Origin of the sequence: Sphingobium sp. 22B, assembly GCF_001580035.1 — a bacterium.
In the GTDB taxonomy this organism is placed as follows: Bacteria; Pseudomonadota; Alphaproteobacteria; order Sphingomonadales; family Sphingomonadaceae; genus Sphingobium; species Sphingobium fuliginis.
Window position 1 is genome coordinate 49,560 of the sequence record NZ_LTAB01000014.1, and the last position, 21,650, is coordinate 71,209.

The 21,650-nt window shown below is 60.1% G+C and carries 26 protein-coding genes and 1 tRNA gene; 5 read left to right on the plus strand and 22 right to left on the minus strand.

Features of this window, described 5'->3' with window-relative positions; genetic code table 11:
- Window positions 1–14: 14 nt before the first annotated feature.
- The 5 genes from A0J57_RS26385 to A0J57_RS13980 form a co-directional block, all read right to left on the minus strand.
- A complete protein-coding gene (locus tag A0J57_RS26385; protein WP_158298525.1) occupies window positions 15–263 on the minus strand; it encodes a hypothetical protein in 249 nt (82 codons plus the stop codon).
- Window positions 264–573: 310 nt separating this feature from the next.
- Entirely contained in the window at window positions 574–1,230 is a 657-nt protein-coding gene (locus A0J57_RS26635) for a hypothetical protein (protein WP_201030942.1), read from the minus strand.
- Window positions 1,231–1,279: 49 nt separating this feature from the next.
- Window positions 1,280–1,687 carry a hypothetical protein gene (locus tag A0J57_RS26015; RefSeq protein ID WP_076605772.1) on the minus strand — a complete coding sequence of 136 codons (408 nt, stop codon included), beginning with the start codon at window positions 1,685–1,687 and terminating at the stop codon, window positions 1,280–1,282.
- Window positions 1,688–1,718: 31 nt separating this feature from the next.
- Entirely contained in the window at window positions 1,719–2,387 is a 669-nt protein-coding gene (locus A0J57_RS13975; protein WP_061938574.1) for a hypothetical protein, read from the minus strand.
- Window positions 2,388–2,394: 7 nt separating this feature from the next.
- Complete coding sequence (locus A0J57_RS13980; protein ID WP_061938577.1) at window positions 2,395–3,468, minus strand: hypothetical protein; 1,074 nt, start codon at window positions 3,466–3,468, stop codon at window positions 2,395–2,397.
- Window positions 3,469–3,759: 291 nt separating this feature from the next.
- Here A0J57_RS13980 and A0J57_RS26910 point away from each other — a divergent pair, with 291 nt between their 5' ends.
- The 3 genes from A0J57_RS26910 to A0J57_RS27195 all read left to right on the plus strand — a co-directional run bounded on the left by A0J57_RS26910 (window position 3,760) and on the right by A0J57_RS27195 (window position 4,421).
- Window positions 3,760–3,960 (plus strand): hypothetical protein, encoded by a 201-nt coding sequence (locus tag A0J57_RS26910; protein WP_153023169.1) that lies wholly within the window; start codon window positions 3,760–3,762, stop codon window positions 3,958–3,960.
- A 95-nt stretch (window positions 3,961–4,055) separates the two neighbouring features.
- On the plus strand, window positions 4,056–4,268 hold the full coding sequence (locus tag A0J57_RS13985) for a hypothetical protein (RefSeq protein WP_061938581.1): 213 nt from the start codon (window positions 4,056–4,058) through the stop codon (window positions 4,266–4,268).
- A gap of 30 nt (window positions 4,269–4,298) precedes the next feature.
- Window positions 4,299–4,421, plus strand: coding sequence for a hypothetical protein (locus A0J57_RS27195; protein WP_268873888.1), 123 nt, complete (start codon window positions 4,299–4,301; stop codon window positions 4,419–4,421).
- A 586-nt stretch (window positions 4,422–5,007) separates the two neighbouring features.
- Here the strand turns inward: A0J57_RS27195 and A0J57_RS13990 are convergent.
- Window positions 5,008–5,733 (minus strand): abortive infection family protein, encoded by a 726-nt coding sequence (locus tag A0J57_RS13990; protein ID WP_061938584.1) that lies wholly within the window; start codon window positions 5,731–5,733, stop codon window positions 5,008–5,010.
- A gap of 163 nt (window positions 5,734–5,896) precedes the next feature.
- Here A0J57_RS13990 and A0J57_RS13995 point away from each other — a divergent pair, with 163 nt between their 5' ends.
- Both A0J57_RS13995 and A0J57_RS14000 read left to right on the plus strand, forming a co-directional pair.
- Complete coding sequence (locus tag A0J57_RS13995; protein WP_153017850.1) at window positions 5,897–6,592, plus strand: hypothetical protein; 696 nt, start codon at window positions 5,897–5,899, stop codon at window positions 6,590–6,592.
- A 7-nt stretch (window positions 6,593–6,599) separates the two neighbouring features.
- On the plus strand, window positions 6,600–7,577 hold the full coding sequence (locus A0J57_RS14000; RefSeq protein ID WP_061938587.1) for a hypothetical protein: 978 nt from the start codon (window positions 6,600–6,602) through the stop codon (window positions 7,575–7,577).
- A 119-nt stretch (window positions 7,578–7,696) separates the two neighbouring features.
- Here the strand turns inward: A0J57_RS14000 and A0J57_RS14005 are convergent, their stop codons facing one another.
- The 16 genes from A0J57_RS14005 to A0J57_RS14080 form a co-directional block, all read right to left on the minus strand.
- Window positions 7,697–8,011, minus strand: a complete 315-nt coding sequence (locus tag A0J57_RS14005; protein WP_082718741.1) for a helix-turn-helix transcriptional regulator — start codon at window positions 8,009–8,011, stop codon at window positions 7,697–7,699.
- A gap of 17 nt (window positions 8,012–8,028) precedes the next feature.
- Complete coding sequence (locus A0J57_RS14010; RefSeq protein WP_061938594.1) at window positions 8,029–8,322, minus strand: hypothetical protein; 294 nt, start codon at window positions 8,320–8,322, stop codon at window positions 8,029–8,031.
- A 292-nt stretch (window positions 8,323–8,614) separates the two neighbouring features.
- Complete coding sequence (locus tag A0J57_RS14015) at window positions 8,615–10,984, minus strand: PriCT-2 domain-containing protein (protein WP_061938597.1); 2,370 nt, start codon at window positions 10,982–10,984, stop codon at window positions 8,615–8,617.
- 635 nt (window positions 10,985–11,619) lie between these two features.
- Window positions 11,620–11,868: a hypothetical protein gene (locus tag A0J57_RS14025; protein WP_153017851.1), complete on the minus strand. Its 249-nt coding sequence runs from the start codon at window positions 11,866–11,868 to the stop codon at window positions 11,620–11,622.
- 3 nt (window positions 11,869–11,871) lie between these two features.
- Complete coding sequence (locus A0J57_RS14030; RefSeq protein ID WP_153017852.1) at window positions 11,872–12,132, minus strand: hypothetical protein; 261 nt, start codon at window positions 12,130–12,132, stop codon at window positions 11,872–11,874.
- The gene (locus tag A0J57_RS14035; protein ID WP_061938610.1) at window positions 12,125–12,781 is read right to left on the minus strand and encodes a hypothetical protein; all 657 of its coding nucleotides are present in this window, start codon (window positions 12,779–12,781) and stop codon (window positions 12,125–12,127) included. Before A0J57_RS14035 ends, A0J57_RS14030 begins: the two co-directional genes overlap by 8 nt.
- Window positions 12,782–13,063: 282 nt before the next feature.
- The gene (locus A0J57_RS14040) at window positions 13,064–13,960 is read right to left on the minus strand and encodes a hypothetical protein (protein ID WP_153017853.1); all 897 of its coding nucleotides are present in this window, start codon (window positions 13,958–13,960) and stop codon (window positions 13,064–13,066) included.
- A complete protein-coding gene (locus A0J57_RS14045; RefSeq protein WP_061938615.1) occupies window positions 13,957–15,189 on the minus strand; it encodes an integrase arm-type DNA-binding domain-containing protein in 1,233 nt (410 codons plus the stop codon). The genes A0J57_RS14040 and A0J57_RS14045 overlap by 4 nt, the downstream gene beginning before the upstream one ends.
- Before the next feature lie 174 nt (window positions 15,190–15,363).
- Window positions 15,364–15,439, minus strand: a tRNA-Phe gene (locus A0J57_RS14050).
- A 51-nt stretch (window positions 15,440–15,490) separates the two neighbouring features.
- Window positions 15,491–15,685 carry a DNA gyrase inhibitor YacG gene (locus tag A0J57_RS25345; RefSeq protein WP_076605773.1) on the minus strand — a complete coding sequence of 65 codons (195 nt, stop codon included), beginning with the start codon at window positions 15,683–15,685 and terminating at the stop codon, window positions 15,491–15,493.
- Window positions 15,675–16,664, minus strand: a complete 990-nt coding sequence (locus A0J57_RS14055) for a hypothetical protein (protein WP_061938618.1) — start codon at window positions 16,662–16,664, stop codon at window positions 15,675–15,677. The genes A0J57_RS25345 and A0J57_RS14055 overlap by 11 nt, the downstream gene beginning before the upstream one ends.
- 6 nt (window positions 16,665–16,670) lie before the next feature.
- Complete coding sequence (locus A0J57_RS14060; RefSeq protein WP_061938621.1) at window positions 16,671–17,243, minus strand: nucleoside triphosphate pyrophosphatase; 573 nt, start codon at window positions 17,241–17,243, stop codon at window positions 16,671–16,673.
- A 12-nt stretch (window positions 17,244–17,255) separates the two neighbouring features.
- Window positions 17,256–17,474, minus strand: a complete 219-nt coding sequence (gene infA, locus A0J57_RS14065) for a translation initiation factor IF-1 (RefSeq protein ID WP_003049127.1) — start codon at window positions 17,472–17,474, stop codon at window positions 17,256–17,258.
- A 59-nt stretch (window positions 17,475–17,533) separates the two neighbouring features.
- On the minus strand, window positions 17,534–18,823 hold the full coding sequence (locus A0J57_RS14070; RefSeq protein WP_061938624.1) for an adenosylmethionine--8-amino-7-oxononanoate transaminase: 1,290 nt from the start codon (window positions 18,821–18,823) through the stop codon (window positions 17,534–17,536).
- 56 nt (window positions 18,824–18,879) lie between these two features.
- The gene (locus A0J57_RS14075; protein WP_061938629.1) at window positions 18,880–19,299 is read right to left on the minus strand and encodes a DUF4168 domain-containing protein; all 420 of its coding nucleotides are present in this window, start codon (window positions 19,297–19,299) and stop codon (window positions 18,880–18,882) included.
- A 217-nt stretch (window positions 19,300–19,516) separates the two neighbouring features.
- Window positions 19,517–21,544 carry a M13 family metallopeptidase gene (locus A0J57_RS14080; protein WP_061938632.1) on the minus strand — a complete coding sequence of 676 codons (2,028 nt, stop codon included), beginning with the start codon at window positions 21,542–21,544 and terminating at the stop codon, window positions 19,517–19,519.
- Window positions 21,545–21,650 lie beyond the last annotated feature (106 nt).

Genomic DNA, 21,650 nt, shown 5'->3' on the forward strand with positions numbered 1-21,650 from the left:
CCCCCATGACGTTGCTATCCCCGATAAATGCGATCCAGCGGTGCAGTCGAGCCACGTGCCTTGGCCGCAGTCCAGTTGGTGAAGCTCCCCAGCGCGGCATACTCTGAATCAAAACTGCCGCCGATGCCCCCAAGACCCGCGCCGCCAAGCAAAGTTCGTCTTTTTACCTTACGCGAATTGCCTGCAGTGGTTTGCAATTCCAGGGGGTCGTCGTCACCGACGCTGGTCGCTTCAGGTAAGTCACCGATCGTAAAATCAGCCATCATTTAATCCTTTCCAATGAGCCCCAGCAGCCGCTCGCGGTGCGCAGGGGAAAACTTCAAAGCCGAAGCAGATCACGGGGCGGCGACTTAGGTAAGTTGAGCGGTTGAACCGACGGCGATTGGCGCGTTCGTTGTACAGGTCCAGAGCGTGCCCGCGTTGGTGAAGCGCTGGCGGTAGAGCTGAGATCGTGGAATACCCTGTCACTGAAAACCTCCTTTGGATCGGAGGTTGGTTTCAGCGGTTGGCGGTTAGGCTAAAACGGCTGTGATTGGCTATGAAGGCCCATAGTTCAACACAGCTAACGCTGCCTTATAGAAAGCCAGCCGTTTTCAGCCGACCTAGAATAATCTCGGCATCAGCAGTGTCCCGCCGGAGGCGCTTGGCCGGACTGTGATTGAAATCGGAATAGTGAAATTCGATCAGCACCAGCCCGTGTTGTGGCAGCATATCGCGGCGCCTCTGGTCGTACAGCCTCCGCTGCTCGCCGCGGGAGATACCGGACACGGTTGCACGGCGATCGAAGAATGGGACTGTCTCACTATGCTGCCGCTCACAATATTCGATGACCAGTTGATGAGCGGGGTAAAAAGCATCGACCGGAAGCGATCGACGTGTTCCGTTACGATCAGGGTCTCCCAACAGAAAAGGGAAACGGTGACCGCGGGAGGCGGTGCTGCCCAGGGCGCGATCACACAAATCGATAATATAGTGCTCGTCTGAATCCGCCCGAACAGAGCGCCCGCGAGGCGCCGGAGACGCATTTCGGGAAACGGGGGCCGCCAATCTACCCATAAGGGAATTCAAAACCGCGATCATGTCACGGTGTTCGACGCTTCCCTCCACTGCAATCCAAGGCATCACGTAGCGATGCCAAGGGAGGCGGGCCGCTCTTAAAGCCGCCCTGAATCGTTTGGGTTCAATCCGCGCTGCCCGCGCCATCTCCACTGCGGTAATCGACTTCAGCATTCCCGCGTTTCCTCGCTTCGGTGCTGCCACAGACGTCAGCGCAAATGATTCATCGCACGATTGAGACCGGTACTCGCCCGGCTATCTCACCCCAGATATTTCCGCCGATTTCTCTCAACTCGCCTAAGAGAATGAGTTCGCGCCGGTCGAATGATCCTACTTCACGCGGCCGCGCCATTGCATCCTTTGGGGTGCACATGACCGCATAGGCAGTAGCACCTCCTTTGACCCGTTCCACATGGGTTACGCGCTCGCGGTGGCCGAGATTGTCAGGATCGTCAGTGTAGGCCTCGTGGTGGGTTAGCCGCACATAGTTTTTACCATCTGCCTGATGACGCTGGTCCTGCCACACACGGAGGACGATCGTGCCATCATCGCGCTCCGATCCCCACGACCATCGGCTGTTTCTAAGAGGGGCGTTAAGGAAAGCAAAGTGTTTGCCCAGCCCAACAGACATATCGAGCGCCTCCCAATTCGTTGATCCGAATCTACATTGCCCGGAAACGCTGATCTCCGGTCGCCCAGGCCAGAACCAGGCGGCGGCCAGTGGGCGTAGTGAGGCTCACCGGTTCATCCGGCGTCAATTTCACGCCCAGCGCATCCGCGAACCGCGACAACGCCTCAAACCATCGGCGGTCTGGTGAAAATGAATGCACAATCATGGCGGCATCCGTCGCGCCGAACCTGTCAGCCTCGATGATGGCTGACGCTGTCCGGTGCAGGAGCTGGTAGTGGACATCGGCCGGGCATTCATCCAACCCAAGCATTTCGCAAAGATAGCTCAGCCGTTCTACCCTGCCGGGCGTGGCGTTCTCCATCCGCTGAGCCACCGTCGGGCCAAAGGGTTCATCAACCTTCCCCTCGATCGCGCAAGCCACCGTGCCCGTAGGATGTCGGCCTAACGCAAAGACGTCCGATTGACTCTCCCTGCGCCCACCTGGCAGCGGGGTTTTCCATTCCGGCATGGCCACCAGCAGTTCCGTGGGACCGAGTGCCTGAGAAAGAACATGGCTCACTTCGGGAGGGAAGCCGTTCGCCGCCTCCCATGAATGCGCCAAGGTTCGGGCGCTATACCCGATCGCCCAATGCAAATCAGGCTTTGCCAGAAGCTGCTGCCAATCGTCTGCCCCATTGGAGGGCACAAATATCCGGCTCATGCCTGCCTCAGTTGGTGCATCGAGGCAGGGCATCTGTCACGGCTGGCCGGTCAAGCGAACCGCTGCCCCGATAGTCCGGACCGACCAAGAGGCAGTAGCCAGACGCCGTATTGGCCAATCGCCGCGGCGGTCCGCCAGGGACTGCCGGTGCGACGATGTCCTGCTTTGCGGGGATCATTGCGGGCTGCGGTACAGTGGGTCGCGCTGGAATGCTGGCCCTTTGGATCACAGCGGTCGGCGGCGCCTGGGCCGTAATGGTCTGCACCGCCGGCATCGGAGGGGGAGCTACCGGTGGCGGTGCAGCCGGTGGTGCTTCTCGGGCCACGGCGGCGAATACCGGCGCCGGGGTCCCCATCTTCACCACCTGGAATTCGAACGGATAGGTTTCGCCGCTCACCGATACGAGCAGACGCACCCGCTTGGGCAATCGCTTGTCGCGCAGCTTGGCCAGCACCACTTTGCCGGCATAGCTGTCGCCGGGGTCGACGGTGGTGATCTGCATGACATTTTCGCCCAGTGCATCCGTGGTGCGGTCCAACTGTTCCTGAACCGCGTTGATAGCCAAGCCTGTCCCTGCGCCGATCACCGCCGCATTGTATCCAGCATAAGGATTGGACCAGCGCGCCGTATACGTCGACCTGCCCCAAGGCGAACTATAGGTGCTGTGATATGTCGTCGGCCGCGTCGCGCTGTACGCTGCCAGCCCGCCAAGAAAGGCCAGCCCGATCTGCTGCCACCGCGCCCGGTCCTGTTCTTTCTTAATCAGCTCTTCGACGGTCATCACCTTGTGCGGCACGCCATCAACCGTTGCCGTCACATTCTCGATACCGACATTGATGGGCGCCCCGCTGCGGTTGAACACCGCCACTGTGAAGACGAGGCTGCCTCGATCGATGGTAAAGGGTGAAACCTGCACCGCGCCCAACTGCTGTTCCAGATCCAGCGTCGGCTTGCCCTTGTAATAGCGCACCGTTTCCGGCCCCACCTGCAAAGCCTGAATTAGCACGGGGTCACGCGCTTGGACCGGCATTGCAGGGATGATGGTGAGCGCTGCCCCCAGCGCCAGCTTGAAATAACCCATGTCGCACTTTCCCCCTGAAGGCGAATGATGTTGGCGCGACTCGGTTATGTTCGTTGCCGGAAATTTGACGGAAATTGCGCGACCGGAACAATATATCGAAGGATACAACCATCCTGCTCTTCTGAGAGTGGGGCTGCTGCCTTAATGCACTCCTTTCATAGGCGCATCACGCCGACGCAGACGGTTAGGCCTTCATCGCGCGATATGTTATACTGCGGTATCACGGCTTCCATGTACCAGACATGCCGCGACTGAGAGAGGCCTGTGCTCCCGTTTGGCAAGGAGCACGACATGTCCGTCTCACCGAATTTTCTGTCATCACCATCAACGCGACGCCTCAATTTGCACACCAGCGTTGAGCGACAGGGTTTTGCCTTGGGCGCAGCGCGGGAGCGCATGTTTCGCGCAGCTCACACTGTGCATGGTCGCGAGCGTCAGTTGGAGGCGGCAATCGACCAGTGGGAAAACGAAGGCGGCAATTCCCGATTATGAGCCAGCCTTGTAGTGTCTCAGTTTGAATTTTGACGGATCGCGTGTCGCATCGGCCCCATGCTTCCTATATGTTTAGCGGAAAGCATGGAGGCTATATGACGGCTGACAAAGAGGTTATGGACCATCTCATACGCGAACGCGATTGGTATGCGGAGAGGATAGAAGAAGTGAAAGCCGGAACCTATCCGGTTGAGCGCCGTGTGCGTGGTGTGGTGCAGGATGACCGAGCTGAGAATTTGGAACGGTTCCAGCGGATTGTTGAAAGCATCGACGCGCTTCTGTTGGGCGTTGGGGACAAAAATACCTAAGGTCCACGCGGAGAGAAGCGCCCAGCGGATGTGATCGGCAACGCCATCAAGATCGCCCGCATTGCTACAGGCGAAGAAGAGGACAAACGCGAGCCGATCAAATCCGCTGCTGCTAAACTTGGCAGCAGGGGCGGCAAGGCGCGGGCGCTATAGCCTTGCTGAGTGCATCGGTGCGAAGAAGGTTCACGTTGAAGGCAAACCCGCAAACCAGTTTCCAGCGTCGAATTTTCCGTGCCATATCCCAAGGCGGTATCTAATTGCCGTCTGCCCCTAGCGGTTCTTTCGGAAAAATTGCGTCTGCCCCCTACGTGTAGTTGACCGCTGTCAGCATCCGCGGCTCAGCGCTCGCCGCCGTAGGGCTGAATAAGGGAAAGGGACCCGTCGCGCTTTCAGCCGGTCCAATGCGGACCAATGAACGGTCCAAACAGATTAAGGCATAAGTTATTGAAATATAATGCATGTCCAATGTGTCCCATCGGTCCACAGGGGAAATCTTTTATACGTTTTGAATCCGTCTGCAGGTGCACCGCCATTTAGCCTATTGCTGGAGGCAGGATTTCACTCACGTATAGTCTTTTCTATGGACTGATTGGACTGATTGGACCGGCGAATAAAAAGCTAGGATTTCTGCGGCATTGGGCGGTCCAATCACCGGTCCAAAGAAGCCGGGATGTCCAATCAATTGAGACACGGAAGGCGTCACCTCGGGATCTCGTGTCAGACCTTTGGCCGATTGGCCTTATGTCATGCGACTTTCCCAGGTAGCGACCAAAAAGGTAGCCATCGTGCCCGAGAGGTTGACCGCGAGTTCCGCATGCCGGCCGTGCGGTTTTACACGCATGGGTCCAACGCTGTGCGCATCACTTAGCCTGTTCCGAAGCGTACCTAGCGACTCCACAACGGATTGGCAGCTTCCCAGGATGCGCTTGAACACGTCCTCGGTATGCGCGTCGGGAGCGAGGCGCAACTCAGCCGCGATCAGCCGATAGAGCGCGGGCAAATCGGCTTTTTCTTCATATGCAACATTCTGCTTCGATAGCAGCCATTTAATCACGTCCTCCAGCAGCGTGCGGGCTAGAGTGATCGCCCCCTCGGGATCGGTGGCCCGCCGTTCCAATGCGTCAGTCCAACGCCGGTGAACTACTTCGCGATCGAAGCGGTGTAGCGCGTTGGAAATCGCCTCGTCGGCCGGACTGCCGTTACCCACCAGTTCGTCCAACTCATCGTTCGCGATGTCTCGGGCTAACTCCCGCCCCGCGCGTCTTACTCCCGCATCATCCAACGCATTCAGTCGCTTGCTGATGTACATCCTTTTGCTGCTGAACGCCTCGCCCTCAGTACCTGGTGCGAGACCTAGGCGCTCTCCAAGCAACGGCAAATCGTAAGCCTTGAAGTGGTCCGCGATGAGTTGGGCTAGCAACAGGCGAAGGCGAGCCGTGCCGCGGGTGCTGGATGTGCCTGTCATATTGCTCCAGTGATTGACTGAGATTCAGCCTATTAACCGCGGCCCTACCACCCCACAATACACCGAGGCCGTTCACCACCCTGTCAGCATGACAGTCGCCTTTACAGTGCAATAGTTAACTGCAATCACCAGGCTTGGCCGGTCAATGGAGGATCACATATGGTTGCTGGGTATGTCGCCGCTGGCGCCTAACGGACTCATTCCACACGTCGACTTTCCGGCGGAGCCTTACGAGGCGGTTCATGCTGATGTCGCCGCAAGGTGGTCTGGAGCGGCATCGTACCGCCAGTATTCGAGCGCTTGGAATGCGCTGGCTTACCGATTTCACGGCGCGGTTGATGCGGGCGATGCATTCCAGAGATCTTTAGCAAAATTTGGATCGCACCCAGCTCCACAACAACGTTACCAGCAGGAAGAGGCGCTGTTCAATTTTTTCAGTAACGGCTTCTCCGCCTTCGAGTCGCTATTCTATGGCCTATTCGCGATTGGCTCTTTCATCGATTCATCGGCCTTTCCTCTGACAAGCCCACGGGAGCAGCAGCGCGTCTCGCCGTCACACACGAATGATGCGTATAAGCGAGCGTTTCCCGGTGATCCCATATTGGCTGCATTTGCTAGCATCTTCGATGATCCAAGCTACCAACGCTGGCGCGATATGAGGAATGTGCTGACGCACCGCGCTGCGCCCGGCCGTCGCATATATGTGGGGATCGGCTCGGGAGATGCGCCGCCGGTCGAGTGGAAGTTAAATGACTTGCCGTTGGACGAGTGCATGGTGCCCGCTCGTCAATCTGAGTTGGCGAAACTCATTTCGGGTGTGTTATCAGCTACAAAGACATTCGTAGCGACACAGGCCTGACATCTCGATGCCCAAAAACCTCCTGAGAATTCCCGGAAGCGTTCTTCAGCGATTGGCTACCTTCGACCAGGACGATGTCGTCGCAGCGACTGTCAAACTTATCTCGCCGGCAGATGTAGCGCGTTTCGCGCCTTTGGGTATCTCCATCGAAGAAGGCATCCTTAACCTTCCCGAGCCACAACCGCCCGCTCCCTCTGCCGGCCGCTATTCAAACGCCAACTTGTACGGCATGGAGAAGGTTCGAAGAGATCTGCCAAAGGTCACGAAGTCATATGGCTTTTGGGCGCCATCCTGGGGATCTGGCAGCTACCACTATATTTCTCACGATCGGGAAGTATACATTCGCGAAGTGTATCCACCTAAGCAGGTCAACCTGTCGATCGCTCTGGTTGAGCAACGCGGCGACGGGTTTTTGCTCAAGTTTGCCATCGATCAGGTCCTGAGCCGCCGCACGCCGAATTTCGAACAGGAACTCCTGTACAATCTGAACCTTCTTCAAGAGAATGTCGGCGCTGCAGACATCTTCGAGAGTGGCACGTCACTTGCCGATTACGCGCTGAGTGTGAAGGTGGATTGGCAATTGCTGCCTCCAGGCTCCCTCACGATTGACGAGGTGGTCGCTGCGATGCTCCGTGGCAAACGGCCGGTGACCTCAATACAGGAGGCCGTGATGAAGGAGCGTGTGACCGTGATGCAGCGGCTTAAACCCGAGGCTTACATCACCGGAACGGACGGTTTTCTGCGCTATTTCGGTGCCAAGTTCGGTGACGATTTTGTCGCATTTGAAAACGCACGATACGGCAATGCGCTTTACATCATGTATGACGGATGGGAGGCACTTAGCCAAAAGAGCCGAATCGATTTGCTGGCCGGCGATCGTGACAGCTATGACCGGATCGAACATCGGCCAGGTTGGATCGATCAACTGCGAGCGCGTGTACACGGTTATCGTGCGCGAAAACGGCGGGAAGAACGACTATTATAAGCGGCTATGCTCAGTTCCCGGTCGAATTTCTCTGCAGTCCCGGCCGTACAATTCTTTAACGGAGATAAGGGACCTGCTTCCACCGAACGCAGAAACGCACAGTAATCTGAAGCACGCTGTCAAACCGCGAACTCTAGCTCCTTTTCCTTATGGTGCTTGGGGCGCAATACGACAACGACTTCATAATCATCGCCGGCCAGCTTCTGGATCTGCGATAGATCCGCAGTTGGGCGCTTTTCCATCTTCGACACATTCGCCTGACTTGTCTGCAGGCGCAGTGCTGCCTGGACCTGCGTCAGGCCCAGCTTTTCACGCATGGCGCGGAACATGGAAGCACCGGGCGCCAACTGCGCCTTCAGCGCATCCACACGGCCGCGATCGCGCGGCTGCAACTTTTGCCTCCAGCCCCCGGCTCCAACGGTTTCATTCGACATTGTAATCACTCCGATCTTCAGCCGCTGTCGACTTCGATCTTCCCATTCTTATGTCTGATCTGCACGGCGTGGTCTGCGCCTTCGCCGTGAATGAACACCTTGGCCCAAAGCATCTCCGGGGTTTCTCCCGGCTCGATGAACTCCAGCGTGAACCAATCGACGGGCGACAGCAGCGTACCAGCGATGCTCTCGAATCCACTTTCCTCGATCAATTCGATCAGTGCGACCAGCTTGTCATAATCTTCAGCGGTCCACCCCTCTGCATCAGCAGCAAGGTGGTCAGTTACATCTATTTCAAAGGCAGCATCCATGGCTGTCGAGCTCCAACGATTGATGGCCTGCTAGGCAGGCATATGGTTCTGTTCGCCATTTTCTGTCTCCTGTTGGGTTCGCTTCGTTTCGTTTCGCCCGGTTGGACTATCTCGGTTCGTTTCGTTTCGATTGCTTCATTTACTGACTATGGCGCGAACGTCAGAGCGTCCGTGATGCCTATATGGCATATTCCAATACGGAATACAACCACTAGTTATATTTAGATTGGAAGCGAAGGATCTGGTCTGCTTAGGAAGGTTGGGACGTGCAGGGTAAATGCGGCCTGCACCATCAGCCCTCCAAATCCCAGTCCACCGCCTGCCCCATCCACCGCTCAAAGGCAGCCCGGCAAACATCTAACGGCGGGAACTCGTATTGCCGTGACCGGGTAACGCCAGCCTTGGCAGCCGGCCGGCGATCCTGCAATTCCGGCAGCATGTCACGAAGTCGCCGGCCGAAATACCTCTCTTCCACCGCTTCGCCGTCGTACCGCCGCCCCTTCATCCACTCGACATAGTTGCGGCGCAAGGAGTCGCGACCGACGGTCTGCGTGGATGATTCCCAGCCCTCACCGTCGTCCCATTCACCAGGAAACGCGCTGCGGTTCAGGATCTCGAACCACCACAATTCGACACTCCGGAGGCTCGCCAGCTTCTGGTTGCGCAGCCCTTCCGTTTCCGGCGCCTTGCGGACGCTGAAGCCCGAAAGGTCGTAATTGCGAAGGTAATGCAGCAGAGCGGCAGGGCCGTGACCGTTCATCTCGGCACGCAATGCGCCGAAATAGGCTTCATCGCCGCGCCGCCGCTCCGAAACCTCAAAAACAGCCCACCGGCGTTCGTCGGCGCTAGCGGGGACAACCCATTCGGCGTTTGCCGAGATAAACAGCCGCAGGACGCTGGGCAGATTGATGGAGTCGATGCCCTTCCGCTCGATTTCGATCCTGTCGGACGTGACAAGGTATTTCAGCACCCCTTCGGCCTTACGGTCTCCAGCCCAGCTACCTTCCTGCACATGCAGCAGCAGCGCGTTTTCAAGTCGGGCATTGAACTTGCCGACGATGTGGTCGGATTCCGCCACAGTAGGCGCGTGCCGACGACCGATCATACATGCGACGTAATCGGCAACCGTGTCCTTACCGGCCCCCTTCGCCCCGCGGAGCACCAGTGCCACACCTGGTTTTTCTTCCGGCCGCTGCACCATGTGAGCGAGCCAGCCGATCACCCATTCTGCGTGTTCCCGGTTGCCGTCGCAGACCACGTGATGGATGTGGCTCAGGAACAGGCTGCACGATGCGGTTTCGTCCGGTTCGACCGCCCACCCTCGCCACAGGTTCAGAGTCGTTTTGGGACAGCCGCCGGGGGCGAAGGTCACGCCGCCGGGATAGGTCCGGCGTTCAGGATCTCGCATCCACTTTCGAGATGCAGGTTCGGTTTTCCCATCACCGGCCGCAACCCGATCGTTTTCGTAATAGGCGTGGATATCCCGAACCGTACCGAAATCGACGCTGCCATCCTCTCGTTCGGTCGTAATCAGCGTGCGCCCACGGACGGCGACGACAGCATGACGACGATTGAGCCGCCTCGTTGTTCGGTTCTCCGCTTCGCTTAGCGCGTCAATGTCGTTCGATTTCCGGGAATTCGGCGGCTTTGGAAGATCGTCCACATCATCGAATTCGTCGGGGTCTGTTTTCCACCGTGCCTCATTCGCAGCCGCCTTTAGCGTAGCCATGCGAATGGGCCGCTTCGTCTTACCCTTGAACGATTTCCAGACAGCGCGCTGATTTTTAGCGTCGAACTTGGTCGACTGCTTCGAGAATTCCTCCCACAGGTCGTAACCGGCGTCCCCGAACTCATGTTTCAGGGCCATGCCGACGCTGCGCCACCCGTCACGGTCTTCGCACCAATAGTCGAGCGGCAGCAGGGTCAGAATAACGCGCGCTTCGTCCTCGCTCAGTTCCAGGTGGTTGTCGTTGACCTCGAAATCGTCATCCGGGTCGGTGGCTGCGCCGGCGGCGTCGAGCACGTCGCTGGAAATGGTCGGCGCGTCACCGAAATCCAGCCCGGCGAAATCGAATTCGCGCTCCCAGCGGTACGGTTGACCGGTAACCGGGTGGATCGACGGCGGCATGGCAACCTGTTTGCCGGTACCGAAGAACTCGATTTCCCAGTCATGCTTGCGGACTTCGCGACCCTTTTTGAGGTCGAAAACAATCTCCCAACCCTCACTTCTCGCCAGTTTTTTGGAGCGGAACGGGCGCTCGGTGATGAAATAGATGTGTCGCGACTCGCCGCCGGAGCCGGAAATGACCGTCGGGAAGGTATCCAGCGGAATACCTGGCAACAGAGAGCGCAGTTCCGCCCACGCCACGCTCGCCATCTCGGGTTTGCGGATATCCAGGTCGAGCACATGGAGGTAGCCGCCGCCGACACGTGAGAATTCACCGAGTCGCACGCCGACATTGTTGTCGGCATGGTAGCGGCGCCGCAGTGTGTCGAATGTGGCGACCGGACGTTCCTGCCAGTTATCGCCGATCGGTCGCTTTGATTTGTTGTGTAGCCAATGCAGGGCGAACCCTGCGGTAACGAATGGCCTGACGGTGTCGAGCATTTGAGAATGCGCTGGCGTCAGAAAAATATCGAAATCGTCGGTGAGAAGCTTCATCTCGATGGCCTTGCAAAACGGCCTTCAAAGTGGTATCAGGATACCTGTCTCCATTACCTTGAAAGCACGCGCCGACTGGGACCGCATCCCGGTCGGCGTTGTTTATGGGGTTCCCCGTGTTTGATGATGAGCGTTAGGCTCGCTCCAGCGGACGCAGAAGACCGGGGACACCGGCCAGCGCCAACCAAGTTGCCCGGTCGACTGGGTCAAGCAGCACGAAGCCGAATTCGAGGTCGCTGGTATGTTCTGCGAGGCAAGGCTGGAGGTTCATGGCTATGGCTGCCGGCTTACCCAACACCTCAGCGATTTTCGCCCTGCATCGCGTCTCATTGAGTGCCAGCCTGGTGCAGCCGGAAAGATCCATCACGGATGCAGCACGTAATTCCTTCCGTCTGCGTCGCTGCCACAGCTTCCATCCTGTGAGGTCGACACGTTGATTCACCGGGGCAATAACCTTTCTGCCATCCGTGCCCCCACGACGGCCAAGTTTTCAAACGCTTCCTCCCGTTGGCGTATCTTCAACGCCAGACAGGCTTTTTCGCCGCTAGGCTGCTGAGGATGTAAATGAGTGAAGTGGCGTCGTTTAGCCGCCGCCCGTGAGGGCGACACCCAAGAATCCGACGTCCAGCGCCAGCTCATTTATCATCTCCGATCATGCCCATGGCTTTGAGCGATTCGATGATTTCCGCATCGGTCGCGCGGCGGCTTTCTGTCTGTTTGGCCGTCTCATGTTCGGGAACGCTGGTTTCTCCGTTGATGAGGCCCATGGATTTGAGAGACCGAATCACCTCAGCATCATCCGCGTTGGCATTGGCATTGGCATTGGGTTGGCGCATTTGCCGGGCTGCTGCCGTGATCGCGGCCACTTGGTTACGATCAGCCATTACTCAAGTCTCCCCACGGTTGCGTTCGAAAAGAGCCAGTTCAGCAGCGTCCGGATACCGGATGGCGCCAAGATCGATCAGACGCTGCACTTCCGCCGCGCCGCCTTCCAAAAGGCTGGCGGGAAACAAACTGCCCGCGAGGATGCTCTTGGTGGCTTTTTTCATAATGGGCGAGCCGTCGGGATTCCAGTCGCCGGTTGCGACTAGTTCCACGTCAGGATCGCTGACTCCAAGCCGATGAATTGCATAAAGCATGTCAGTCATTCTGGTTTCCTTTCACCTCTGAAATGATCGGTTGCGAAATCGCATGGGCAGCAGCGCCAAGTTCGTCGGTTTTCAGCGAGTCCGGCCTCAGCGGCTCTGGTATGCCTTTGAGAAAGCTGCTGAGTAGCTGCGAGCCTTTGATTGGCATGGGGGCACCGCGCGGCACGGGAAAACTGCCTGTGCCCACTGTGGCGGCCATGATCTGATCAGCAGCCAGCAGGTGGGCGGCAAGGGGCGCCAACTGGCCCAACACTTCGCGGATTCCGGCTATGGCATCGCCTTGCACATCGGCGACAATACGCAGCGATGCGGCTACAAGCGGGACCTGTAGCGGCGCTATTGCCGCTTCAGCCTCAGCAACGCGACTTTCCTGCAACTTGATCGCCGCAGAAAGGACCGGCGCGTTTTCGTCTAGTTTCGCCAGCCGGTTTCGTCGCCGCGGTTTATCTGGCGCGGCGCCGTCGCCATCCAATAACCGCTTCGCCGCATCGGCGTCTTCAGCCTCACGAAGCTGGAGTCGCTCCTCCGCTTCGTCCGTTTTCTGGCGTCGCAAAGTGAGCAGCTTGCCGCGTTCAGCTTCTGCAACGGCATTGGCGCTCTTTATATCGGCGCTGGCCCGTTTGGCCTCTTCGATAGCAGCCGTCGTCATGCTGCGGCCGCCGCGATAATGGCATCAAGCCAGGGCTTCGGCACGCCAGCGGCGCTGCCGCCTATGTGGATTGGAGTTGGCACGCGGCCCTGCTGCGCCAACGTGTAATAATGACTCCGACTCTTATAACCGAGATACTCAGCGGCCTGCGCCGGGCGTAGCAGTGGCCCCGTTGCGGGTATCGATTTCCAAGGTTGTTCAACCATTTGACCTCCTTTGCTTCGGAGATCGGTTTCCGCGATTCGCGGTTAGGCTAAAATATGCTGATCCTGATGATTATTCCTAACTGCCGAGTTTAAGGTAATCGTCCATTGCAGTCCGATATTTCTCCTGCGTCTTTGATGGCAACTCGGCAAGCTGCTGATGATAGTCGGCCCAGCTTCGCGGCATTGAAGCAAAGCGTTCGCTGCTGTGTATGCGCCCATCGGCCCAACTCAGGAAATCATTCACATCGGCCGGGAGTTGGTTCTGCAAACCAAGCCGATCAGCGGCTCTTTCGATTGCGGATAAGTGATCGTGGATATCGAACCTAGTGCGCATCCACGCCGGAAATTCGGGTGATTTCGGTTCACCGTCTTCGTCGTACTCGTCGATATGGAGGCTAGCCCATGCTTCCTCGATGGTGGCAGCACTGGGAACACATCCCAACCAATCGCCATTCCGGGCAGCCATTGCGATCAACGCGGCCGCTTTTTCTGACGCGGCCTTTTGCGGAACGTCCCTTGCAGATATGCCCTGTTGCTTCGCGATTAAGGCGCGGGCGGAATAAACAAAGTGAGCCCGGCTCCACATATCGGCCTTCGGTCGACCGCGGCTCTTCTTTGGCAAAGGGGCAAGCAGTGCGGATTCAGCCCTATCAGACTCATGCGCGTACATGGCCTGGCAAATAGCCAGGCGGCGCCAATCGTCTGCGGTGGGGCGCCAATATCGATAACTGTGCGGGGCGCTACGCAGCTTTTCTATATCGGCCTGAAATTCATCCTCCAATCGCTTCAGTTCGCGCTGGAATACGCTCTCAGTGATCGCCCCGTGGGTACCTTGCGGCTGCGCTCGCCGTTTGTGAAGAGCGGCCAAGTCACTCTCATGTATATAGCTCCTGACCGTACAGTCACGCGGCGTAGGTGGAATCCCAAAGCGGATGAATTGACGCAACAGTGCGTGCTCGATTTCCTGCGTCACGCAACTTCCCCACTGCTAGGAAACGGAACGACATTCGCGCCCCTTCGAAGTAGGTCGAGATGATCGCTCCACCACTGGGCCATTTCGACACGCTCTTTCCAATGCGCGCCGCGATGATAGGCGGCGCGCACATTGTCGGCGTCCTGATGGGCTAAGGCGCGTTCGATCGCGTCGGGATGCCATCTGCCGCTCTCATTTAGCAGCGTCGACGCCATGGCGCGGAAGCCGTGTGCGGTCATTTCGTCACCGGTGAAGCCCAGCCGGCGCAGGGCCGCATTGACCGTGTTTTCGGACATAGGGCGGGCGGTGGATCGGATCGAAGGGAATGCAAGCCCGAGCGGGCCGCCGCCGGTCAGGTCGCGAAGCGCCCTCAGCAACTCCAGCGCCTGAAGAGAAAGCGGAACGTGATGCGGCTTGCGCATCTTCATCTTTTCGGCAGGGATGGTCCACACCGCACCCTCGAAATCGAACTCAGCCCACACCGCCGCGCGCAGTTCGCCCGGGCGGACGAACACATGCGGGGACAGCTTCAAGGCATAGAGGGTCACGAAATGGCCCTCATAGCCATCAATCGCGCGCAGCAGGGCGCCCACTTGGACCGGATCGATAATCGCGCCGTGATGCTTGGCCTTTGGTGCGATCAGCGCCCCTTTCAGGTCGCGGGTGGGATCGGATGCCAGGCGCGTCGTGGCAACGGCATAACGGAAAACCTGGCTAGAGAACTGGAGCAGCCGCCGCGCCGTCTCCAGTTTGCCCTTGGATTCGGCCCGTCTGAGGATGGGCAGCAAGTCGGCGGGGACAATCTCGGACACCGGCATCTTGCCCAACGTCGGGTTGAGATGCCCAAGGAGATAACCGGCCTTTTCCTGAGTTGAGAGCGACCAGCCTTCTTTCGTGCGCTTGTTGATGAACTCGGCCGCCACTGTGGCGAAGGTGTTGCCTGCCAAAATCTGGCTTTGAGCCTTCCGGCGGGCCTTCTCGACGCTAGGGTCTTTCCCATTGGCAAGCTCTGCCTTTGCGGCATCCCGCCGCTTTCGGGCTTCGGCAAGGCTCACATCGGGATAGGTGCCGAAGCCCAGCTTCTTCTCTTTGCCCTCAACCCGGTACTTGAGGCGCCAGAGCTTTCCGCCGGCCGGTTGCACTAAGAGAAACAGACCACCTGAGTCGCCCAGCTTATATGGCTTATCCTTCGCTTTCGCGTTTCTGATCGCGGTATCCGTCAGCGCCATTGGGGGCCACCCTTCCTGCGGCAGGGGGCCAACTGATTTCAGCCCCCAATTTGGCCCCCATTTGGATTGCGTTGCAGGCATACGCCAACTGACGCAAGCAAACGGAGGATGCCTGATTTACCGCAGAAATCCGCCATTTGTAAAGACGGAGACAAACGCAATCATACAGGTAAATGGTGCCCGGGGACGGAGTCGAACCGCCGACACTGCGATTTTCAGTCGCATGCTCTACCAACTGAGCTACCCGGGCACGGGCGACGGTGAGGACCACCTGTCGTTTGGTGAGGCGTGCCTATAGGCATCAGGCCGGGGTGCTGTCTACCCCATCTTCGTCACTTTTTTTCATCTCGTCCGAAGCGGGTGCGCCGGGGACGCGGTAGCCCTCGCCCAGCCATTGCAGAAGGTCGCGATCGCGGCAGGCCTTTCCGCAGAAAGGGCGGGTTTCGGGGTGCGAGGGCTGGCCGCAGATCGGGCAGGAGGAGGCTTTAGGAGACATGGCCGGCCGATATGGTCAGTGCCGCGTCCGCCTTCAAGCCGATCACGCCGCCGCGGCGTTTGGCGAGCTGTTCGATCCAGTCGGTCGCCTTGTGCAGGCGGTCGATGATCGCAGGCGCTGCCGTGATCGTCGCCGGACCGCCATTGCCGTGGCGCTCGGCGCGGCGCAGCAGCGCCAGGGCCGCCGTCTCGACCGGGTCGGCGCGGAGCAGTTCCATGAGGTTCATGCGTTCCCGGCGGCGGATGATCTGGACGAAGCCGAAGCCGTTGACCGCCGTGCGCTCGAAGGGGAGCGGCAGATATTTGTCGATCTGAGCGGAGGCGACGGCGCGCTCGTCCTTGTTGTTCATCGTCGGCAGGTCGATGCCGATCGATCCGGTCAGGCCCATGCGGCGGATCGCCTGCGCCGCCAGCTTCGCGCCCTTGGGGCCGAGCTTGGCCGGGGGCAGGGAGCCGTCGACGTCGATCAGGATCATCGCGGGCGTGGGGAAGATGCGCAGCGCCGCTTCCTCCGTGCCGATCTCGCCGGAGATCGCCTCTTCCATCAGTTCGCTCCAGCCATGGGCTTCGAAGCGGTCTTCCTCATGCGCGGGGCAAGGGACGATGGGCAGCCCGGTGGCGCGCAGGCGCTGGAGCAGGCTGGGGGCAGGATGCGCCTTGGAGCCGGGCTGGGCGATGCGCGCCTTGGCGAGCTTGGCGCGCCCTTCCTCCGGGATGGCTTCGCGCAGGATTTCGAGGAGGATTGTCGCGCCCTCCGCGATCTTCGGCGGGATGGGTTCGACCAGAACCTCTTCGCCGGAGATCAGGCGGGCGATGCCGCGCTTCTTCGGGATGACGGTGCGGATCAGCTTGCCCTGCATCACCGCACCGGCACGGGCGGCGTCGCTTTCCCGTTCGATCTGCGCTTCGACCAGCCGGCCCTTTTCGATCAGCGCGGCGCGGGCCTCGCCAATGCCTTCTTCGTAGAGCCATTCGGCCATGTGCGGTTAGTCCAGTGGATAGCCCGCTGCCTTGAGCAGCGCGCGGGTTTCGTAGAGGGGCAGACCCATGATCGCGCTGTGGCTGCCCTGGATGGCGCGGATGAGTCCGGCGGCGCGGCCCTGTATCGCATAGCCGCCCGCCTTGCCGCGCCATTCTTCAGAAGCGATATAGGCTTCGATTTCAGCGCGATCGAGCCGTTTGAACGTGACGATATTGGTCGAGAGGCGGTGGCGGGCCTTGCCCTCCGCCTCGATCAGGGCGATTGCGCTGAAGACGCGATGGCGGCGGCCGGACAGGAGTTGGAGGCACTCGCGCGCTTCGGCTTCCGTTTCCGTCTTGGGCAGGATGCGGCGACCGGCGGCGACCACCGTGTCGCCAGACAGGATCAAGGCGCCGGGGTGACGCCCTGCCACCAGCGCGCCCTTTTCGGCGGCGACGCGAGCGGCGTAGGCGGCGGGAAGTTCGCCCTTCCGGGGTGTTTCGTCGAGGTCGGCCGGGTCCACCGCGTCCGGAGACGCGCCGATCTGACCCAGAAGTTCACACCGTCTGGGAGAAGCCGAAGCAAGGATGAGCCGCATGCGTGAGGCGGCTTATTTGAAGCGGTAGGTGATCCGACCCTTGGTCAGGTCGTAGGGGGTCAGTTCGACCAGCACTTCGTCGCCCACCAGCACGCGGATGCGATTCTTGCGCATCTTGCCGGCAGTGTGGCCGAGGATCTCGTGATCATTTTCAAGCCGCACGCGGAACATGGCGTTGGGGAGGAGCTCCACAACCTGTCCGCGCATTTCAAGCAGTTCTTCTTTTGCCATAATATCCTGGAAAGCCGAAAAATCGCGCCGCCATAGCGCCAAAATGCGGAAAAAGAAAGTCAGGCGGGACGTCCGAACTTTTCACCGGCTTTTTGAAGCACCGCGAAGACGTGATCGAGCTGATCTGCGTCAAGGCAATAGGGCGGCATCAGATAGATGGTGTTTCCCAGCGGCCGCAGCAAGAGGCCGTTTTCATGGGCAAAGGCGCGCAGGCGCGGCGCGACGTCGGACAGATAGCCGGCGTCCGGCGTGATCAGGTCGATGGCGGCGATGGCGCCCAGCCGGCGAGCCTTGGCAAAGGCGGGATGCGCGTCGAGTTCTTCGAGTCGATCCGCCATGGCCTGGCCGAGAGTCGCGATGCGGCCAAGCACATCCTCCTCCCGCCAGATGGCGAGATTGGCGGCGGCGGCGGCGCAGGCGATGGCGTTGGCCGTGTAGCTGCTGGAATGGTAGAAAAGGCGGGCGCGGTCGGTGGACCTGTGCGCGTCGAAGATGCGCGGCGTGGCGAGCGTCGCGGCGAGCGGGATCGCGCCGCCGGTAATGCCCTTCGCCACGGCCATGATGTCCGGCACCACGCCGGCCTGATCGCAGGCGAAAAGGGCGCCGGTGCGGCCCCAGCCGGTCATCACCTCGTCCGCGATGAAAAGGACGTCGTGGCGCGCGCAGATCGCCGCCATGTCCCGCAGGACGGAAGGCGGGTAGATCAGCATCCCCCCTGCCCCCAGGATCAGCGGTTCGACGATGAAGGCGGCCGGCCTTTGCGCGCAGGCGGCCTCCAGCGCGTCGAGCGTCGCCTGTTCCTTGCCCTCATGGGGAAAGGGGATCGTGTCCACATCGAACAGCAGCGGCGACCAGGCGGCGTTATAGACTCCGCGTTCCCCCACCGACATGGCGCCGATGGTGTCGCCATGATAGCTGTGCTGGAGGACGAGGATGCGGTGGCGCGGGTCGGAAAGGCCGTCCAGCGCCCGGTTGTGCCAGTAGCCAAGCGCCATTTTCAGCGCCACTTCGACCGCCGTGGAGCCGCTGTCCGAGAAGAAGACATGAGCGAGGGGGTCGCGATCCGCGGCCCTGGGGGCCAGTTCGATCAGCCCGCGCGCCACCTCCTCCGCTGGTTCATGGGTGTAGCCGGCGAAGATCAGCTGGTCGAGCCGCCCGGCCTGCCCGGCGATCGCCGCGGCGATCCGGGGATGGCAATGGCCGTGGGTCGTGACCCACCAGCTTGAAATGCAGTCGATCAGCGTGCTGCCGTCGGCCAGATGCAGCAAAGCTCCCTCGGCCCGGCGGACAAGGGGGATCGGCTCGTTCAAGCCATGCTGGAAAAAAGGGTGCCAGACGGGAGAGGTCATGGCCGCTGCTTAGGCCGATGACCTCCCCCAATGCAATGATGCTTCCAACGCCGCGTTTACTGGGCGGGCGGCGTGGCCGGCGAAGCCGGAGCCGCACCGGCCGCAGGCGCCGCCGGAGCGGCGGGCGCGGACGGAGCCGCCGCCTGGATCTTCTGCTGGAGCGCGGGGTCAGCCGCAGCCGCCTGGCCGATCTGGTTGAACTTTTCCGGCGGAATGCCGGACGCCTGAAGCGCGGCCAGCATCTTGGGCTGCTTGTCGGCTTCCGCGATGGACGTATCCTGCTGGATCTTCGTCACCTCGACCGCAGCGGCGGCGAACTGCTTGATCTCCGCATCGCTGAACGTGCTCGCGCCCGCCGCCGCTGGAGCAGCCGGGGCGGCGGGAGCGGCAGCGCCCTGCGCCAGCGCCGGGCCTGCGACCGCCAGCGCGATCGAAGCCATGCCGCTTTTCAGAATGATTGATTTCAGACCCGTCAAAATGCTTCTCCTCAAACTTGCACAGACTTTGAACGCCAAGCTGAGGAAGAGGTTGAACCGATTAAAGGGCGATCCGACAAAATGTTGCATTTAAGAGACGGTCAACAAAGAAAATGCGGTTAATCGTCTGTAACTCACGATTCATCGTCCGATGAAATCATTACGTAACAAGAACGAAAATGGGGCCGGAATCACTTCCGGCCCCCGCTCCATATCCTTACCAGATCTTCACGCGATCTTGCGGTGCAAGATAGATCTTGCCGCCCGCATCAGGCTTGAAAGCCGCATACCACTGATCGAAGTTGCGTACGGTGTCGGTACGATATTGCGACGGCGAATGCGGATCGGTGACGAGCCGCTGGCGCAGATTGGGTTCGCGATAATTGCGCCGCCACACCTGCGCCCAGCCCAGGAAGAAGCGCTCGTCGCCGGTGGTGCCGTCGATCACCGGCGCGGGCTTGCCGCCCAACGACGCATGATAGGCGTCGAGCGCCACCGCGACTCCGGCCAGGTCCCCGATATTCTCGCCCAGCGTGAAGGCGCCCTTCACATGCGCGCCCGGGAAGGGTTCATAGGCGTCATATTGCTTGACCAGCCTGTCGGTCAGCGCCTTGAAATTGGCGACGTCCTGATCGCTCCACCATTGGTTGAGCTTGCCGGTCTCATCATATTTCGCGCCCTGATCGTCGAAATGATGGCTGAGTTCATGGCCGATCACCGCGCCGATGCCGCCATAATTGACCGCCGGATCGGCATGGGGGTCGAAGAAGGGCGGCTGCAGGATGGCGGCAGGGAAGACGATCTCCACCATGCCGAAATTGGCGTAGGCGTTGATCTCCATCGGGGTCATGCCCCATTCCCAGCGGTAGATGGGCTTGCCGAGCTTGCCCATCTGATAGTCGAACTCATACTGGTTCGACCGCAGCGCATTGCCGAACAGGTCGCCGCGCTGCATCGTCAGGCCGCTATAGTCGCGCCATTTGTCCGGATAGCCGATCTTGGGCGTGAAGGCCGCCAGCTTCTTGTGGGCGCGGGCCTTGGCGGCGTCGCTCATCCAGGTGAGACCGTCGATGCGGCGGCCCATGGCGGCGATCACATTCTTGACGAGCTGGTCCATCGCCGCCTTGGTTTCGGGCGGAAAATATTTGGCGACATAGACCTTGCCCACTTCCTCTCCCATGGAGGATTTGAGGAAGTCCACCGCCCGCTTCCAGCGCGCCTCGCGCTCCGGCGTGCCTGAGAGGGTGGTGCCGTAGAAGGCGAAATTCTCATTGGCGACCGCGTCCGGCAACTGGTCGGCAAAGCCGTGCAGCGTGCGCAGCAGCAGCGCGTCCTTGAGCACGCCGACCGGCGCCCTGGCGATCAGCGCGGCTTCCCCGGCCACGGCGCTGGGCTGCGACACCAGCAGATCCTTGGGCGCGAGCCTGTTGGCGGCGAAAAAGGCGGCGAAGTCGAAGCCCGGCGCGGCCTTTTGCAGATCAGCCAGCGTCATCTTGTTATAGGTCTTGTCGGCGTCGCGGCTGTCGACCTGGGTCCAGTGGACCTTGGCCACTTCCGTTTCGAACGCCATCAGCGCGGCGGCGCGGGCCTTGGCATCACTTTCCCCCGCGAGGATCAGCATCTTTTCCAGATGCGCGACATAGGCGGTGCGGATCGCCGCCATCTTGGCGTCGGGTTCCAGGTAGAAGTCGCGGTCGGGCAGGCCCAGGCCCGACTGGTGCAGGACGAGGATGTAGGTTTCCGGGTCCTTGTCGTCCTGATTGACGTAGAAGCCGAAGGGGCCGTCGATGCCGGCGCGGGCGGCTTCGGCGGCGAGCCGGGCATAGGACGCCTTGTCCTTCACCGCCCCGATCTTCGCGAGCCACGGCTTGGCGGGGGTCAGGCCCTTCTTCTCCACCGTCGCGGCATCGAGATAGCTGGCATAGGCATTGCCGATCTTGCTGTTCGGATCGCCCTGCGCGGCGTCGAGAATGGCCTTGGTCCGTTCGCGGGACAGATCGTCCAGCGTGTTGAAAGCGCCGTAATTGGACTTGTCGGCGGGGATGGGCGTGTTCTTCGCCCAGCTACCGTTGGCGTAGTCGTAGAAATCGTCGCCGGGCTTCACCGACCTGTCCATGCCGGCGCTGTCGAAGCCGTAGCTGCCATAGGTGGGCTTTGCGGCGGGGTCGGTCGTCTGACCGGTCTGGGCCACGGACGCGCCTGCGGCCAGCGCAACTGCCGCCGCGCCGAGGAGGAGATATTTCATCAAAGCTTTCCCTTGCTTTATGCGATGCAGGGAATTGAGCGCTTCGAAGCGAGGATGTCCATGTCGTTTGTCGAAAAACTTGGACGCTTTCCGCTTTGCCTCACCG